General features: G+C 32.6%; 10 protein-coding genes. 6 read left to right on the top strand and 4 right to left on the bottom strand.

Annotation, left to right across the window (positions count from 1 at the left end):
- Positions 1 to 819 precede the first annotated feature (819 nt).
- Positions 820 to 1,254: a ferritin-like domain-containing protein gene (locus tag ETSB_RS01595; protein ID WP_044105901.1), complete on the top strand. Its 435-nt coding sequence runs from the start codon at positions 820 to 822 to the stop codon at positions 1,252 to 1,254.
- Between the two features lie 817 nt (positions 1,255 to 2,071).
- Positions 2,072 to 3,589: a sensor histidine kinase gene (locus ETSB_RS01590; RefSeq protein ID WP_044105899.1), complete on the top strand. Its 1,518-nt coding sequence runs from the start codon at positions 2,072 to 2,074 to the stop codon at positions 3,587 to 3,589.
- 506 nt (positions 3,590 to 4,095) lie between these two features.
- On the opposite strand, the gene ETSB_RS01585 is transcribed toward ETSB_RS01590, so the two are convergent.
- The 3 genes from ETSB_RS01585 to ETSB_RS01575 form a co-directional block, all read right to left on the bottom strand.
- Complete coding sequence (locus ETSB_RS01585; RefSeq protein ID WP_044105898.1) at positions 4,096 to 5,007, bottom strand: branched-chain amino acid transaminase; 912 nt, start codon at positions 5,005 to 5,007, stop codon at positions 4,096 to 4,098.
- Between the two features lie 168 nt (positions 5,008 to 5,175).
- Complete coding sequence (locus ETSB_RS01580) at positions 5,176 to 6,954, bottom strand: M61 family metallopeptidase (protein ID WP_044105897.1); 1,779 nt, start codon at positions 6,952 to 6,954, stop codon at positions 5,176 to 5,178.
- Between the two features lie 2 nt (positions 6,955 to 6,956).
- The gene (locus tag ETSB_RS01575) at positions 6,957 to 7,640 is read right to left on the bottom strand and encodes a Crp/Fnr family transcriptional regulator (RefSeq protein ID WP_044105896.1); all 684 of its coding nucleotides are present in this window, start codon (positions 7,638 to 7,640) and stop codon (positions 6,957 to 6,959) included.
- A gap of 255 nt (positions 7,641 to 7,895) precedes the next feature.
- On the opposite strand from ETSB_RS01575, the gene ETSB_RS01570 reads away from it, so the two are divergent.
- Entirely contained in the window at positions 7,896 to 8,945 is a 1,050-nt protein-coding gene (locus tag ETSB_RS01570; protein ID WP_044105894.1) for a fatty acid desaturase, read from the top strand.
- Between the two features lie 875 nt (positions 8,946 to 9,820).
- Entirely contained in the window at positions 9,821 to 11,314 is a 1,494-nt protein-coding gene (locus ETSB_RS01565; RefSeq protein ID WP_044105893.1) for a UDP-N-acetylmuramoyl-L-alanyl-D-glutamate--2,6-diaminopimelate ligase, read from the top strand.
- 1,518 nt (positions 11,315 to 12,832) lie between these two features.
- Here ETSB_RS01565 and ETSB_RS01560 read toward each other — a convergent pair.
- On the bottom strand, positions 12,833 to 13,705 hold the full coding sequence (locus ETSB_RS01560) for an energy-coupling factor transporter transmembrane component T family protein (RefSeq protein ID WP_044105892.1): 873 nt from the start codon (positions 13,703 to 13,705) through the stop codon (positions 12,833 to 12,835).
- A 2,225-nt stretch (positions 13,706 to 15,930) separates the two neighbouring features.
- Here ETSB_RS01560 and ETSB_RS10185 point away from each other — a divergent pair.
- Complete coding sequence (locus ETSB_RS10185; RefSeq protein ID WP_232509841.1) at positions 15,931 to 16,209, top strand: hypothetical protein; 279 nt, start codon at positions 15,931 to 15,933, stop codon at positions 16,207 to 16,209.
- Positions 16,210 to 16,885: 676 nt separating this feature from the next.
- Positions 16,886 to 17,536, top strand: a complete 651-nt coding sequence (locus ETSB_RS01550) for a lysophospholipid acyltransferase family protein (RefSeq protein WP_044105890.1) — start codon at positions 16,886 to 16,888, stop codon at positions 17,534 to 17,536.
- The last annotated feature ends 396 nt before the right edge of the window (positions 17,537 to 17,932 follow it).

Below are 17,932 nucleotides of genomic sequence, written 5' to 3'. Positions count from 1 at the left end.
TAGATTTATAAAGTCGAAGCAGGTAGACTTTTAATTTAATTCAAGTAAAGTTTAAAAAATTTCTACAAAAAAACATAAAAATTAGTTGTTTGTTGAAAATGTACTTTATTGACAGTAAAAATAACATTTTTTGATGTGACAGATTTAGATTAATAGACTTAATAAAATATTCCGTTAATACTACAGCAGAGTCGAGTAAAAATATACATATGAGTTTTATTATAATTTTTGGTAACTTGTCATTAATAGTTAGATTTTAAAAAAATAAATAGATTAAACAAAAGTGAATAATAGTTTAAACACAAGGTAAATTTTTAAAATTTTAAAACCAATTGTTATGTTAGCCAAATTAATTAGTAAAATCATAAGAAGAGATTTAAAAAATAAATTATTTTTATATAACACTTATTTTTTCAGTAATTATTATTAATAGCTATAAATATTTAAAATCTAAAATAGAATTTACGTTGAATATTTTTTTTATTTAACTAATATTTATATTAATTAAAAGCTTCTCTTACTAGTAATTTTTCTTATCTTTTTTATAAAAAGTAAACAGTTTACTTGCGATTAACTGACTGACTAAACTTATAATAAATAGAGATAAGCACGAAGTTTCCGTAAATAAAGTAACTTAAAAATATTTTTAACCCAAGTGATTATAATTAATCTAGTTTAAAGTTAAACGAATATCCAAGAAATAAAAGCTAATTTTTAAATTAATGATCGTCTCCTGACAACTACTTCAATTTATCTTGACAGACTACTATCAAAAGTGTTTCTATTGGCATAGAACTCTCCTTTGTCTTAGGTACTAAAATGCGAGAACTTGATTGCGAAAAAACTACTAAACTCCTAAACTCAATTATGGAGTATGAACTAGCCGGGGTCGTTCGCTACACTCACTATAGTTTAATGGTCACAGGACCTCATCGTATTCCCATAGTGCAGTTTTTTCAACAACAGGCCACTGAATCTCTTCTTCACGCTCAACAAGTTGGAGAGATTTTAACTGGATTAGAGGGACATCCTAGTTTATCAATTGCTCCTATGGAGGAAACTAATGAACATAACTTACACGCAATTTTAACGGAAAGCCTTAATCATGAGAAGAAAGCCTTAAATTTGTACAAGGAATTGTTAGAAGTTGTAGAGAATGGGAGTATCTATATTGAAGAGTTCGCTCGCGGGATGATTGGACAAGAAGAAATTCATAATATTGAACTAAAGAAAATGTTACGGGATTACGTCTGATTTTAACGTCTAGTTGATAGAAAAAATTAGTAAAGGGCTTAATCTGATTAAACCCTTATCCCTAAGGGGAGTGCCATTTTAGCTGAAGATAAACCTTCTAGTAAAAATATCTTGAGTTCAACGAAAGCTACTAAAGATTAACTAGTAACTACCATGTAATGCTGATACAACGTCAAGTAACGTTAGGATATTTAAAAATAAATATTAAAGTTAAAATAAATCAATGATTTATTGTTGATAATTAGATAATATCAAATTATTTTTTTATTAACTTGTCTAGATTTAGATGACAGCCTGCCTAAAAATATAGCTAACATAATTTAGAAGAGCAAGCATTATAAAAAGTATCGAAGAAGCCAATATAACAATTTTTTTACTCAGAAATAATTAGGTAAACTTTTAGATAGATAATTTTTCTAGATCAATTATTCAATCACTTACTCTGTTAGAGATAGGTGCATAGATTAGCTTTGGCGTAGCTTTTGGTCATTTAATTCAGTAAATATTAAATGATTAGTAAATTTTCAACCTCATAATACTCTCCTGATACGATTGAGACTTATTTATTGTCTATACTTAAAATTTACTAAACAATGACTCAAAAGCAGTCTGTATTAAAGTTTATGTAACTTTTTGACTTAAAAAATTTCATAAAAATTAAAGTCCAAACAATAATCTAAGAGCTTTAAAGTTCTACACATATATCGGAGATTGCGACTGATTGGTTCGGTTCTACTACTACATTTAACTCCTAAACACAATTATCCTTGTGAAGACAAAAAGTAAACTATACTGATGTTAATATTTAGGAAAGTAAATGGTTGTGTCTAAGGGATTATTGATGAAATTAAGTGACATTATCAATCGTTACGAAGCCATGGCGGTTGATACTTGTCTATCGCCATCTGTATCAGCGATTGTCAAAGACATTGATCATACCCCAGACAAAATTAACCGAGCTAACTCAAAAGCCCAAAGACAATGGTTTGGAGCTATTGCTACTTTAGAAGAAATCTTACTGTCTCAAGTTAACGATACAGGGACATACGATATTACTTATCGAGGATTAATTTTATCAGCTCCTACCACAATCTTTTCCCATCAGTCCCTCAATTGTCAATTTAAAACAGGAGTATTTACACCCCAAACAGGACAGAAGTTGACCTCGATCCAAGCTCAACTTCCGGCTGCTCGTGAGACTGAGTCATGCACTATAGCAACGGTGAGCGAACTTCCTTTGTTTCCTAAAGATCCTATCGCTACTGAACAATTCTACTTAGTGTTGACTCCCTATTTCGGACTAATTGCGGTTTTAGGAGAAGATTCTCAAAAACTTCCTGCTTTTCATTTTTCCTTTGAACCAGAAGTGATCAACCAAGGGTGGCTGGCTTTAAGATCTCGACTATTTGCCGCTAATTATCCACAATTATCTCAGTTTGATGCTTTAGTTCAAGATTTTTACCCTCCCAACCCTGACTATCGCTTAGTTACACAATTTAGTCGATTATTACTATACCATTTACCTGAAATTTCTGTTGTCCATCCAGGACAGCGTCGCTTAATTCATTGGAAATCTAAAGATAAAGAAAAATCGTCCTTAGAACTTTTCAATAATGCCCCAGACATAGCCATACTTCAAGCATTAACCCATGAAATCCGCACACCTTTAACCACTATTCACACTATGACACGGTTATTGTTACGCAACAAAGAATTAACTCCCAAAATGACTAAATTGCTCGAAGGAATTGATCAAGAATGTACGGAACAAATTAATCGTATGGAGTTGATTTTGAAGGCTACCGAACTTAGAATCACTTCCAAAAAGCAGAAATCAATTAGACTGGTGTATACGTCGTTAGAAAATGTCCTAAATGAAAGTATTCCTTGTTGGAAAAAACAAGCTCAACGACGCAATGTTATTCTTGATATAGTGGTTCCTAAAAAATTGCCCCAAGTATTCAGTGATCCGACGATACTTAATCAGGTGTTAATGGGTTTGATCGAAAAGTTTACCCGTAGCTTCTCTGAAGGTGGAAGTATCAGCGTTCAAGTTGCCACTGCAGGCCATCAACTAAAATTACAATTTCGCACAGAATCTTCCTCCCTTAATAACCCCTTAGAGGCTTTGGGACAGGTATTGATGTTTCATCCCAATACTGGAGGGTTAAGTCTCAATTTAGATGTAACAAAACATATCTTTCATGTCCTAGGAGGTAAGTTAATTGTGCGTCAACGATCACAATATAAACAGGTGTTTACCATTTTCCTTCCTTTGAGTCAAGATCCTAATAACCATGATTTACACCCTTTTTCTCAGAAAGAATATAGATAGCTGAACAAGCTTTTAAGTCAAGACATGTAAGTTCTAGGAGACTTAAAAACACTGTTGTTGTCAATATCTAAGTCAAAATACGACAAAATTGATAATTATCTATAATTTTAAAAGATAACAGTCATGACGGCACAGAAAACAATACCAGCTTGCCTCTTGACCTTAAGTTTGAGAGAAAGTTTTTAAGTAATCAGCCAAGAAAAAGAATTGGCAAAATATTTTTAAACACTCCAATGTCTAGAATGTTTAAGAGTCGTCAATTGTATTAATAGAAATACGATTATGAAGCAAAATTTTATCAGTCAGTTTTACTAACTTTTACTTTGTCTTCTGTTGAAGATAAATGATTAACTACAATTTTTATTAATAGAGGGTTTTAAAAAGTTATCGAGCAATATTTTCTTAGTCTTCAATATCATACCCTCACTTTTTCTTGAATAAAAATAGTACCTTTTTGCCAGAAATAATTTTACCAACAATCTGCTTCTTCTATTATTTAAAAAATTTTAAATAGTAACAGAATATACCCAGTCTTTATACTCTAGGTCCTTATTTTCTGTAATTGCAAATAATTTATTGCGCAATTTTTCCATAATGGGACGTTCTTCTGATAACTTAAAGGTCTCAATTTGTTTTACAGGAATAATTTTCGCGGCAGTTCCACATAAAAATACTTCATCAGCAATAAACAATTCTGATTTATCAACAGGTCTTTCAATAGTTTCGATTCCTAGGCTTTCAGCTATGTTTAAAACACTATCTCTGGTGATTCCTTCTAATACATCTTGGTCGAGTCCAGGAGTAATTAATTTACCATTTCTTACACAAAAAATATTCATTCCTGTTGCTTCACAAACTTTACCTTGAGAGTTTATTAAAATAGCTTCATCGAAACCTGATTCTACTGCTTCTGTTTTGGCTAAAGCTGAGGTAATATAAGCAGCACTAATCTTACCTCGTAGGGGAAAACTACGATCCTCTTGACGATACCAAGAACTAATACGACAACTGATTCCATCTGAGGATAAATAATCGCCCATTTCTAAACCATAAACAAAAAAATCTTTCTCAATTTTGTGAAGTCTGGGAGCAATTCCCAATCCTGAAGTATAGACTAAGGGTCTAATATAAAAAGAAGTTGATGGCTTATTTTTTCTCACAAAGTCAATAATAATCTGTTCAATTTTTCGTGCTGGTAATTCATAGTTTAAAAATTTTGCACTTTGACTTAAACGCTGACAGTGACGATCTAAACGAAATAACAAGACTTGTGAAGAATTTTCGGGATCAGGAATTCCTCTCATTCCTCCGAAAGCTGCTGTTCCGTAATGTAGCCCGTGAGTAGCAATGGAAATGTTCGCATTTTCGAACGGAATAAATTGATTTTGAAAGTAAGCAATAGGAAGAAATTGATGCATCACTAGTTCTATGACTTAATTGAATCTAATACCCTAGATATTTTTATTACTCAAGATGTATCCTAATTACAGGTACAAATCAGCCATTTTTCTAGGTATTAGGTTATAGTTTGCCGATTGAAAATATTAGAGAAAAAGTATTTCTATCTAAAATCGAAAACAATTCCCTTATTTTTTCCCTAACCAATCCATCAAATTTTGCTTTTGGCTACTGGATGGATGATTGATACGAATCACCTCATAGCGACTGGGTTGCGAATCTACTAAAGTGACACGGACAGTTTTCAGTTGATCCTGATGAAAGACCGTAATTGAAATGATATCACCGCTTTGGTAGTCTTTTAGACGATTGTTTAATTGGTTTGAATTAACGCGAAATCCATCAATGCTCAATAACTCGTCGTTTACGTCGATTCCTCCCATCTCAGCCGGTGATCCGGCTTCAACAAACTTAATAATTTCTTTGCTATTTTCTGATTGAATACGTATTCCCAGAAAGGGAATAGTTTCAGAGTCTAGAATTGGTTTTAGCTTTAATCCAAAGGGTTCTAGATAGTCATCAAAAGGTAAATCTTCAGTTGCATCAAGATAACGTCCAAAGAAGTTTTGTAACTGAATTCCGGCCACTGATTCAATCACATTTTGTAGTTGTTGGGAGGTAAAACCAATTTCTGGTTTCCCAAATTTTTGCCACATCTTACTCATAACATTATCGAGTGATCGCTGATTATTATGACGTGCTCGAATTAATAAATCTAGAAGTAATGAGACTAATTCCCCTTTTAAATAATAGGAAATCTGGACATTATCACTATGAGCATCGCTGCGATATAATTTAATCCAGGCATCAAAACTTGATTCACTTAAGGGGTGAATTTTACGCCCTGGCGTGTTTAGATATCGGGTGATATCCTTGCTTAGAATTTTAAGAAAATTAGCGGTATTGTAAATTCCTGCTCTTAGGGGCATTATCATATCATAATAGCTAGTCGTCCCTTCTAAAAACCAAAGAGATTTAGTGTAACTTTCTCGGTCATAATCAAAAGTCTCTAGAGCTTTTGGTCGAATGCGTTTAACATTCCACAGATGGAAAAATTCATGAGCGACTAACTGAATAAAATGATTATATTTATCTTTAGCTCGAAAACTAAAACGAGGATAAATTAGAGAACATGAGTTTTTATGTTCTAATCCACCGGAGTCGCTATCCGATAGATGTAGGATAAATATATAGTAGTTATACGGAAGTTCTCCATATAATTTAGCTTCTACTTCAATGATTTTTTTTATATCCCTAATAAGGGGAATAGGTCGAATATTGCCATGCCCCCAAATGACTAATTGATGAGATTTTCTTAATACTTCAAAAGTATAAATGTTGTGGGTGCCAATTTCAAAGGGACTATCCACTAAGGTATCATAATCATTTGCTTGAAATAAATTAGTTTTTCCATTAATTTCAGGCAGGGTTGTGCTAACTTTCCATTGAGCAGTTGGAGGAATTATTTGCACAGTAATGGATTGTTTTTCTAACCCTGGAATAAAATAGAATAAAGCAGCTCCATTAAAATAGCCATGAGTTCCATCTAAATGATTTGTCCTGACGGTTAGCTCATTGGCATAAACCTGATAGTCTATCGTAATATCGTTAATATTGCCAGTTTCAATTATCCAATGGTTTTTACTAATTTTCTGACTTGGTAATTTTATTTTATTTTGACTAGAAGATGCAGAAAAAGACTGAATATGTCTAGCGTATTCCCGGACTAAATATGAACCGGGAGTCCACAAAGGCATTCCTAATTCTAGGATAGATTCTTGCCATTGGCTAACTTGCAACTTTACCTCAAAAACATGGGAATTGGGTTGAGGCATGGCTACAGTGTAGGCAATAGTCGGAGAAGTTTTTAAAATATCTGATATATCGATTTTTGTTGCTCTAGTCATGCTTAAAGCTGTTGAGAAAAATGGTGAATTTGCTTAATATTACTTAAATATAAATTATGATTAACTAGGTCTATTTCTAGACAGCCTTGACTTTGCAATTGGGTTATCGCTGACTGTAATTCTTCTAAAGAAACATCAGCGATGTCCGCTAAATCTTGCTCAGGAAAATCCCAAATTTCTGTTCCTTTCTCAGTAGACTTACCGTAGGTTTCTGCTAATTTAATTAAAGTTTTAGCTAACCTAACTTTAGGAGACTGTTGGCGCAATTGAAGACGGCGATAAAATTGACGAACCCGCCGGACTTGTAGCTGTAACATTCGATGATGTAATTGAGGATCTTTGAATAGTATTTGTAAGAAGCGTTGAGCCGAAATACTCAATAATTGTAACTCAGATAAAGATATAACCTCAATTGACCTCAAGGATTCCTCAAGAACCTCCATTTCTCCAAAAAAATCTCCTCGACTAAGAATTTCTAGAGTTATTTCGGAACCTTGGTAATGGGAACGAACTTTAACCCAACCAGAAACGACAAAGTAAACCGCTTTTCCCCAATCATCCTCCCTCACAACTTTAGTATCAGGAGGATAGTCCTCTTGGTCTACAACTGATAAAAACCATTCTAATGTCTCTGAATTAGCTGTATGGAACAGAGGAAACAGCTCGCTAATTGATTGAGTCTCCATGCAAAGTGTGTCAGTGTTTCACTAAAATAACGGGGTAGGAAATCACAAGAGATCTACCATTCCATTACACCATACTGTTTGTCAACTAACATAGGGTGACTCATAGATTATGATATAACTACTAAAGCTCAACCTGAGAAATTTTTATTTCTTAAGGGAAATATATTACTTCTCCACTAGGAGAAGTTAGTTTCTATATGTCAATTTGGCTTTTTAATTACTCCAAATACACCATTTCAATATTATTCATCGTTCATGACAACACTGACTAGTCCTACTCAACACAAAACTTTATTACAACCTGATTGCACAGTGCGTTTACGGGATATTATCAATACCCTTCCCTCAAATGTATTTACTAAAGACCCACGTAAAGCATGGTTTAAGGTAGTTCTAAGTATTTTCATGGTGGCTTTAGGTATGGGAGCTTTAGCGCTCACTCCTTGGTATCTACTACCCATTCTGTGGATATTTACGGGAACTGCTTTGACAGGACTTTTTGTGATTGGTCATGATTGTGGCCATCGTTCCTTTTCTAATCGTATTTGGGTTAATGATTTGGTGGGACATTTATCTTTTTTACCGATTATCTATCCTTTCCATAGTTGGCGTATTCTCCATGATCATCATCATAAACATACCAACAAGCTTAATGTAGACAACGCCTGGAATCCCCTCACCGCAGAACTTTATGAAAGTTGTTCCCCATTAGCTAAATGGAGTTATCGTCAACTCCGAGGACGATTTTGGTGGTTTGCTTCTGTTGTTCATTGGGCCAAAATTCACTTCAATTGGACAACTTTTACTGGAAGAGAACGAGAGCAAGTTCGTTTTTCTGTATTAGTTGTGATTACTAGTGCAGTTATTGGTTTTCCTATTTTATTAATAACCCTGGGAGCTTGGGGTTTTGTTAAATTTTGCTTGTTACCTTGGTTAGTCTTTCATTTCTGGATGAGCACCTTTACCCTCGTGCATCATACAGTCCCAAATATTGCTTTTAAAAAGGTTGACCAATGGAATGAGTCCCAAGCTCAATTAAGTGGAACGGTTCATTGTGACTATCCCCATTGGATAGAAATTCTTTGCCATGATATCAATGTTCACATTCCCCACCATATTTCTACCGGAATTCCCAGTTATAATTTACGGCAAGCTCATCAAAGTTTAAAGAAGAATTGGGGAAATTATCTTTGTGAATACCGTTTTTCTTGGTCTTTAATACAAGATATTACAAATCAGTGCCATCTCTATCACCGCGAATTTAATTACCAATCCTTTGAAAATTACTGGAAACTTAAAAAATAATAATGTTTCTTCCCTGAGTTAATAGGGAATGTCGGCTTAAAGCTTTCTTAATTTAGAAAAAGTGCCTCTAGGGACGCTAGACACGGCGTCTCTATGTTAGTTTAACTGTTATTATCTTAAATAAGATAATTTATTGATGATTGATCACTGTTTTTTTCGCGGAGTAGTTTTATGAATCTCTATTCTAACCTTTCTTTGTTAGAAAAATAAATAATGATACTTTACAGACAATCTTAGGGGATATTTCTTGATTTTAAGAGAGAAGAATTATTATGATTTTATATCATAGTTTCAACAACTGTAGAAGAGTGTAATGTATAGTTAAAAAAAATAAAGTTTATAATTTATAGGTAGCTATAAATTATAAACTTTTGAAGAAAAAACGGTTGCAGTAATTTGATTTAGATGATTTAACTGAGGAGGTTTCAATAAAAATTTTGTTGAGATAGACTATTTAGCTAGAGTTTATAAAGAAAAGACGTTTTAGCGCTTAAATTTGAAATAAAATGAGAATATTCTATCTAAAAATTTTTTAAAAAATTATGAGTTTGACAATTTAAATTTAAAAATATTAAAGCACTAATTTATACAGTTACTTAAGTGGTAATCCTCTAAAAGATTATGGCAAGGCTTTGCAATATATTACATCAAAAAAGCAAATTTTATTCTCGATTTTCTAAAAGGGTTTCCTTATCCTTATGAAATCAAATAATTATTCTATATCTTCATTGACTACCTTGAAACATGTGCACTTATTGACATGCTTAATTTTAAAATTTTATCTTTCTTAGAGAACTTATTAGAGAATTCTGCTAACATCACTCACAATAGATTATAAAATCTGACCCTAAATTTATGACAAACAAAGAATTTTTATGGTGAAAATACGAGATTTACTGAAAAAAACTTTCCTTCTTGGAAAAGAATATACTAATAATCCTCTTGATCGCGAAATTAAAGGTATTTGCACCAATTCCCATACTTGTAAACCGGGGGATTTATTTATCGGAATGCCAGGAACCCGTGTTGACGGTGGCCAATTTTGGCCAAGTGCCATAGAAGCAGGGGCGATCGCAGCTATTATTACGCCCCAAGCGGCTGCTCAATTTCCCCCTACTCCTGACGTTTGCATTATTACAGTAGAGGACATGGTGACGGTTTGTGCCCAAGTAGCTGCGACATTTTACAAATATCCAAGTCAACAGTTAAACATGATTGGGATCACCGGAACTAATGGAAAAACTACCACTGCCCACTTAATTGAATTTTTCTTGACTCAAGGACAACACCCCACCGCTTTATTTGGAACCTTATATACCCGTTGGCAGGGGTTTCAACAAATAGCTACTCACACCACTCCCTTTGCCCCAGAATTACAAAGAAGACTGGCCGAAGCAGTGGCGGCTCAAAACCAATATTGTGTGATGGAAGTAAGTTCCCATGCCTTAGCCCAAGGAAGAGTTAAAGAATGCCCATTTAAGGTAGGAGTTTTTACTAATTTAACCCAAGATCATCTGGACTTTCATAAAGACATGGAACATTATTTCCTCGCTAAAAGTCTCTTGTTCAGCTCAGAATACCTTACAGAACGAGCAATTATTAACCTAGATGATTTCTATGGAAAAAGGTTAATTGAGGGATTAGATTCTTATCAGGTATGGAGTTATAGCGTAAACAATGAGACAGCAGATTTTTATACAAGCAATCTCACCTACGAAGCAGCGGGAGTATCAGGAACTTTACATACGCCTCAAGGAACTGTTTCCTTTAGTTCTCCCTTGGTCGGACAATTCAATCTGTCCAACCTTTTAGCAGCAGTCGCAACAGTCTTACATTTTAGGCTAGATTTAGACGAAATTGTTGCTAAATTACCTAAATTCAGAGGAGTTCCAGGGCGAATGGAACGGGTAAAAATTAGTGATAAACAGGACATTAGCGTTATTGTAGACTACGCTCATACCCCTGATAGTCTAGAAAATTTGCTCAATGCTGCCCGTCCCTTTATTCGGGGCAGAATGATCTGTGTTTTCGGGTGTGGCGGTGATCGTGATCGCACTAAACGTCCCCTAATGGGTCGAATTTCCAGTCAATTAGCAGACGTGTGCATTGTCACCTCTGATAACCCCCGAACTGAAGATCCCCAGAGGATCTTAGCTGATATTTTAGAGGGAATTTCTGATTCAGTGAACCCCATTGTTATTAGTGATCGTGCTGAAGCTATTAATCAAGCCATTCAACGAGCAAAACCAGGAGACGGGGTTTTAATTGCCGGAAAAGGTCACGAAGATTATCAAATTCTAGGAACAGAAAAAATACACTTTGATGATCGTGAACAGGCTAGAAAAGCTTTAACAGTCAAATTAGACTAAAGTATCTAAATCCGTGTAAGCAAATCAAATACTTCAACTTTTGATGTACAGCTTATAATGTAAACTACTTACTCAGATGAATTAACACAACTTAGGAATATTTAACCTTAGTCTGTTCAAAAATACACTTCCCATCTAATCAATTGTATTAAATGTCAACAACATTGCTCTAAGGGTTAAGGATATTTTTTCCAAACCTATCATAGCAAATTGATTCAACCTAAATTTTTCACGTTGGGCGAGACCAGTCAACCACACAGAGAAGGACATCCCCTTCAGTCACTTTCTTCCTGTAGAAAAGCCTGAAAAGCATTGATTAATGACAGGAAAGTTCATTTATAAATTCCGCTGTATCTATCAATAGAATAGTTTAAGAGTTCCCGCCGATTCAGAATTAACAAGGGGAAGACGGTGAGTGGTAAGAGAAAAGATAGCAAAAAGTTAATGCGGCTGATTAACTTCAACGTTGAATAAATGATCTTAAATAAATATTAACAACGTTAATTATTTTGTATATTTATAGTGAAGTAATTACAGTGAAATTTATATTGCTTTAATTCATATATTCTATAAAAATACTTTTATTAGTCCATTTCCTGTTTAATTACCTTAGCTAAATTATATTTATCTTTAGATATATTTATGACAATTTAATAATTTTTATTTGATGCTATGCCCCTTCTATAAAGAAAAATTCCGCACTAATATTTTATACAAAAATATTAGTTATTATTACTATTGTTTTGATTGAATTTCAACTAGACTACTTGTATCCATTGATAGTGGGTTTCAATTTAATAACTCATAATAACAGAAGTAGATAAACTAGTTAATTATGTTGTCATTAGTTACTTAATTAATCGTTTAATTCAAATTTTTAATTTGATTAAACAATAAAACTAGAAAATATTATTTAACTTTTAATGAATATTTATTAAAAGTTAAATTTATAAAATAAAGTAAAAAAATAATTTTTTCTCGTCAACTCTATTTTTTAAAAATTTTTATTGCTTTATGAACTGGTAAGTTATTCATGACTACACAAGCTCCTAGCTCACTACAACCAACAGAATATTTTCTTCTTAATTATTACAAAATTTTCCATAGGACCGTCTTCCTTCAGTTACTCAGATACCCTGAGGAATCATGCCTGAACAAACTCCAATTTTAAAAAACCCAACTAGGTCTTAAAGTTGGAGTTATTCCAACGTCATCAAATATTTCCGTCTTAGAAAAAGTATTTTTTAGGTAGACTTAAATTTTTATCTTAAACGATATATGGTAAGGATATTAACTGTAATATATATTTTTTATCAAAAATGGTACTTAGTTTTTGTAGAAAAACACCACTATTTTGCTCTAAAAATTGTTTTATAATATTAAGCTATCAAATAATAATTTGTGCTTTTTGCTACTTTATAACGTTTAAGGAAAAGATTGAGAAAACTATAACTCAGTTGACGACTCACTGCTAGTTAATGTTAATTTTTTCCTTAAAATACATACAGAAAGTTAACATCACATTCTTCCCAAGATAAACCGCGTCCACCAAAAAGGAATTAAAATTGCCAAAGCAATCCAATCCCACTCAATTAAGCGTAACTGATACCATTGAACTCGGTGTTCATTAGGAGTTGTAAACCCTCTGACTTCCATGGCGACGGCAATCTCTTCAGCCCGCATCAGCAAATTTTCTAATAATTTTTCAACTACAACTAGCCAGACCTGCAAAGCGCGCTTAAGTCCCAACTTTTTCCAATTAATTGCCCTAGTCCGAATTGATCTAACTAAATTTTGTAACTCTTCTAACACCAGAGGAATAAACCTTAACGAAAGGGTTAGAGTTAGCATAATTTCTGTAATGGGTAGTTTAAGATAACGCAAAGGTTCTAGTAGATATTCTAACCCAGTAGTAATTTCTTCTGGAGCGGTAGTTAAAAGATAAAGATTAGTGCTATAAATAAGAATAAAAATGAGGGCACTAATACGAATTCCTAACTCAACAGATCGACGGGTAATTAAACGCCCTTTATCCAATAAAATATAGTTATAATCAGTAGGCTGTGGTAAAAATACGTCACCATCCAAGAGTCGAGGTTGAGTATGTACCGTCAAACCATCAGGGGCAATTGCTGTAATTATAAATATGAGGATTGAGACAATGATTAACCAGCCCATTTGTTGTCGCCAGACTCTTAGGGGAATCCTAGCAGTTATGGTCAATAAAATTAAAATTCCAACAACCCCAAGTTGCCAGAGAGGGTGAGCTAGGATTGGGGAAGCGAGAAAGGTCATTAACCAAGCTAACTTCACTCTAGGATCGAGTTGATGTAACCAGGTGATAGGTTTTTCAAGATAGAGTCCGATGGGAAGTGATCGCAGTAAATCCATAGTAAACAATTTAGACTCTTATCTTCAACCTTAAAAAAATAACAGTTAATGTAAATATGAACAAGGTTATTTTTTTATACATCAACTCATCCTATCATAGCTCATTAATTTCTTGAATTATTTTTTTAAAAATTATGGTACAGTCTGAAACAATTAATCTTTTTAACTCAAGACTTTTTACTAGTTAGTGACATCATGAGAATATTTTGGGTAAAATTATTTTTGTTGTTTAAATTATTTAATATTTCAGTTATAATTTAGAGAAAATAGAGAAATTATACCTGTTAAAGATCAGTAGATATCCAATAGTCTTAACCTTCATCGTGAGATTTATTGATTAATGAAGTTTTACTCCATAAATGTTTTAATAAAAATTAAAAAATCTAACAACTAATACTAATAAATCAACTCGACAACTGGTAGTTAGTTGTCAACTTATTTATAGTTTTGTTATTTTTTTGTATCGTGCTATAGTTGCCTATTTACTATAAATTTAGCAAAAAAAATAACAAAGTTTCTACTAGTAAACAAAGTAATTAAATAATAAAAATAGCGCCATTAATTATGGCATTTTTTAAAAATCTAATTTTAAAAAAATTAACATATGCTATTTATTTAAACATAGTTATATTACTTTATATTTATAATTATCAAAAATAAAAATATATAAACCAGCACAGTTTTTATTGATTAAGATATAAAAATATAGTAAGTCTAAAAAATAAAAAAATCTTTATAAGCTAAAAATAGCTAAATTATTGGACAATAATATATGAATTATTTATATAAATAAATAAGAATGACCTAAGAATTTAAGAATTAAAAGGAGATATCTAAATAAATTTATATATAAAAATAGGAAAAAACATACATGTATTCACATTTTAAAAATTTAAATAAATTACTGTAGAATATAAAAACAGCAAGAAACCTTAGTTTAAATTTTACTTAAAATAAATAAAAATTTCACCGTTTTAAGTAATAAAATTTATTATTTTTACTACAAGATTTTTCATAAAAACCATTAGTAAACTAGTAATAAAAATAGATATAAAATAAAGTTTTTTGTCTTATTATCTAAATTTTAACAAATTTTATAATTAATTTTAAAACTTTGATTAAACAAATTTTTCCTAAACTTGAAACAGCCAGAGAATATGTAGACGTTTCGGTAACTTTATATTTTTTATAGACTATAAGTTAATAAAAAATAGATAGATATCCTTTTTTTATTTTGACTTTACTGTAACTAAAACACGTATATCTAATAAATATTATTGATAATTACCGAATTTATACCATCCTTTTTATTTATATTTTTTTGCAAAGAAGATAATTTTAGTACGGATTAATTATATTTTTATTTTTTTTATTTACAGTTCTTTTTTGCCTCTTATATATTTATTAGATAATTAATATAATTTTTCCATGTTTTTAGAAATTCCAAATAATTATTTACTATGATAATTTTTTTTATCTTTATTTGAGATCTCTTCGATATATTTTATTCTTATTCTTTTATTTCTATTTCTCGGATACGCCTTTAATTTTTCTCTTTGTTGAATAACCTATCTAAAAATTGTTTATCTAGTTGTCATATAAATAATATTTAGTGGCATATTTACTCGACCTATTATCTTTTTAAGATTTTATATTTTCAAACTTAAACATAATATTTATTATCTTGTTTTAGAGAAGATTTATATGGCGATAATCAACTTTTTATAGTGTTGATTGTTATAAAATTATTGGCTTAATTTGTAGGCAGTCCAACATATAGAAGATCGCTTTTCTTTAACTACTTTTCTATTTTCATATTTATCTAAACTCACTGACTCATGCTGGATGTGAAGCGGCGATTAATCACTTAGAGAATATTCCTAAAGAAGGATTTTCTAAGTGATAGTGAAACACTATTATTCAATTTAGCTTAATGACAATTAATGACCAAAGGTCAGCCCCCATGATATGGTGAGAGATAATGATCACTTCTTGCCGTTGGTAACGGTAAAGGGACGTAAGTAAAACTAACTACTACAGCCGCTAAATTTACGGCTGTAGTAGTTAAAAAACAAGAAGTTTTGTTAGTAAATTTTTATCCTCAGAAGGATACAACTTGTTGGACTAGACGTGGAAAAGAATGTATGAACTTTGATTTAACGGCAAAAAATAATCCTAAATTATTAGCGAAAATCTAGCACGTCAGCAATTATAGACTTATTATTGTGAATACACCTCCAGCTTTGTGTTCAGAAGCTCTAAAAGCTGTAATTATGTCTGCTGATTATTTAATTTTTACTACTCCAGTAGCCCCGATGGATTTAAAAACTTTAATTGAGATAGTACACACCATGGGAGTATCGCTTAAAACTGCTCACCGAGTTTTATTCAATCCATTGACAATTCCCACTGGCTATACTTTTATTCGTCAGTATAAAGCTCATGAACAAGTGGTATTAGAAGGAGTTTCTCTTACAGAATTGCGGGATAACCCTGCCAAATAAGCCCAAGGGGATTATCGCATGCTAACAGAAGAGTTCCAATGAGATTGAAGTAAATTATGACAAAGAAAAGCTTATCTGATTTCTTCAAGGAAGAGGTTTTCTTAGATGCGCCTAAAAATACTTCAGACACAGCCAAAAAAAGTCCTCAGGATCTCGCATCATCACAATCCACGACCAATTAATTCTAGGTTAATTCACACGATTAAAGCTGAACTTGAAGTTAAAATTAGGGAATAAACTAAAATTTTAGATAAAACCAACTAACAAGTCAATGATCTACAAATGAGCTTATGACAAAAAAATATTGCTCACAACTCTTGAGCTAGATACTCAAAAAGTGAATCAATACCGGATAGAATTAGAAGCACAAAGACAACTAGTTAAAAAGCTTTACACGTAACTAACAAAAAGGAAGAGATATCTATTCAATTAACTCAATAACAATAATTTATTGATAAACTCAAAACTGAAGCAGCCTAAAAATCACATGTCTTCAGATCTTCTCTTAAGTCTCAAGTAGCAATGTTTATCAAAACTAAAAAATCTCAGACAAGTCAACCACTGTGCTCATTTAGACGTTATGTTGCACCCTCGTTATTTAATGAGGAACTAACCGATGAGAATATAGGATGGTTTGATTAAGGGGAAAAAATTCAGAAAAAAATAAGTAATCACCATGCCTAACAGTGAATTTCGTGAACGAGAAACTCTTAAAAATTTAATTCTTTATTATTTATTTAAGGGAATTATTATTACTCCAATCTTCTATACTTATTTCCGAGGAAAGATTTATGGACTGGAAAATGTTCCGCTAAAACATCCTTTAATTATTGTCAGTAACCACGCTAGTTATTTTGATCCTCCTATTTTGGGCAGTGGAGTTGGTCGTCCTGTGGCATATATGGCTAAACAAGAGTTATTTGAGATTCCCCTTCTAAAGGAGGGAATTAAGTTATATGGAGCTTATCCTGTCAAACGAAGTTCAGGTGATCGCGGGGCAATTCGAGCGGCCTTGAATGCTCTCAAAGAAGGATGGATTGTAGGTATTTTCCTTGAAGGAACTCGCACAACAGATGGTCGTATTCATGACCCAAAATTAGGAGCAGCCATGATTGCTGCTAAAGCTCAACTTCCCCTACTTCCAGTCTGTTTATGGGGAACGCATAAAATTCTACCTAAAGGGGTTAGTATTCCCCTTCCTGTTCCTGTTACTCTCCGCATTGGAACCTTAATCGATCCCCCTGCATCAGTTAAACGTACAGAATTAACAGCCGTTACCCAACAATGTACTATGGCCATTAATAAAATGCATGATTTAGGGCGTTAGACTATTGACAGTTTTGATAAGTGCGGGCTTTTTGTTCCTCGCCATAAAACCCTGCTATTTCAACTATATTTTATAGATACAAAACACTCCTATTGATCTATCCCACCCAAATACCTCCACAGTCAGTATCGTCAACTTTTCATCAGCTTTAGTCGCCGAGCCTTGAGTGTGTTTTCATCTCAGACCTAAGATATTGCGAAATTCCTCTACAGTTCGATGCGTTCTCTTTTGTTTATACCATGAGGTACTCCGCGCGGGAGCTAAAGACCCAATTAACTCATTGGGAATTCATCGAAGGAGTTGATCAACCGCCTTACACTATGTACCTTATTACTTAGGGATCTTAAAGGGTACTTGAGGCAGCAATATAAATTACCTGCCATAATTGCTAAATAT

Origin of the sequence: cyanobacterium endosymbiont of Epithemia turgida isolate EtSB Lake Yunoko (genome assembly GCF_000829235.1) — a bacterium.
GTDB lineage: Bacteria > Cyanobacteriota > Cyanobacteriia > Cyanobacteriales > Microcystaceae > Rippkaea.
This window is presented reverse-complemented; position numbering and strand designations above follow the sequence as displayed.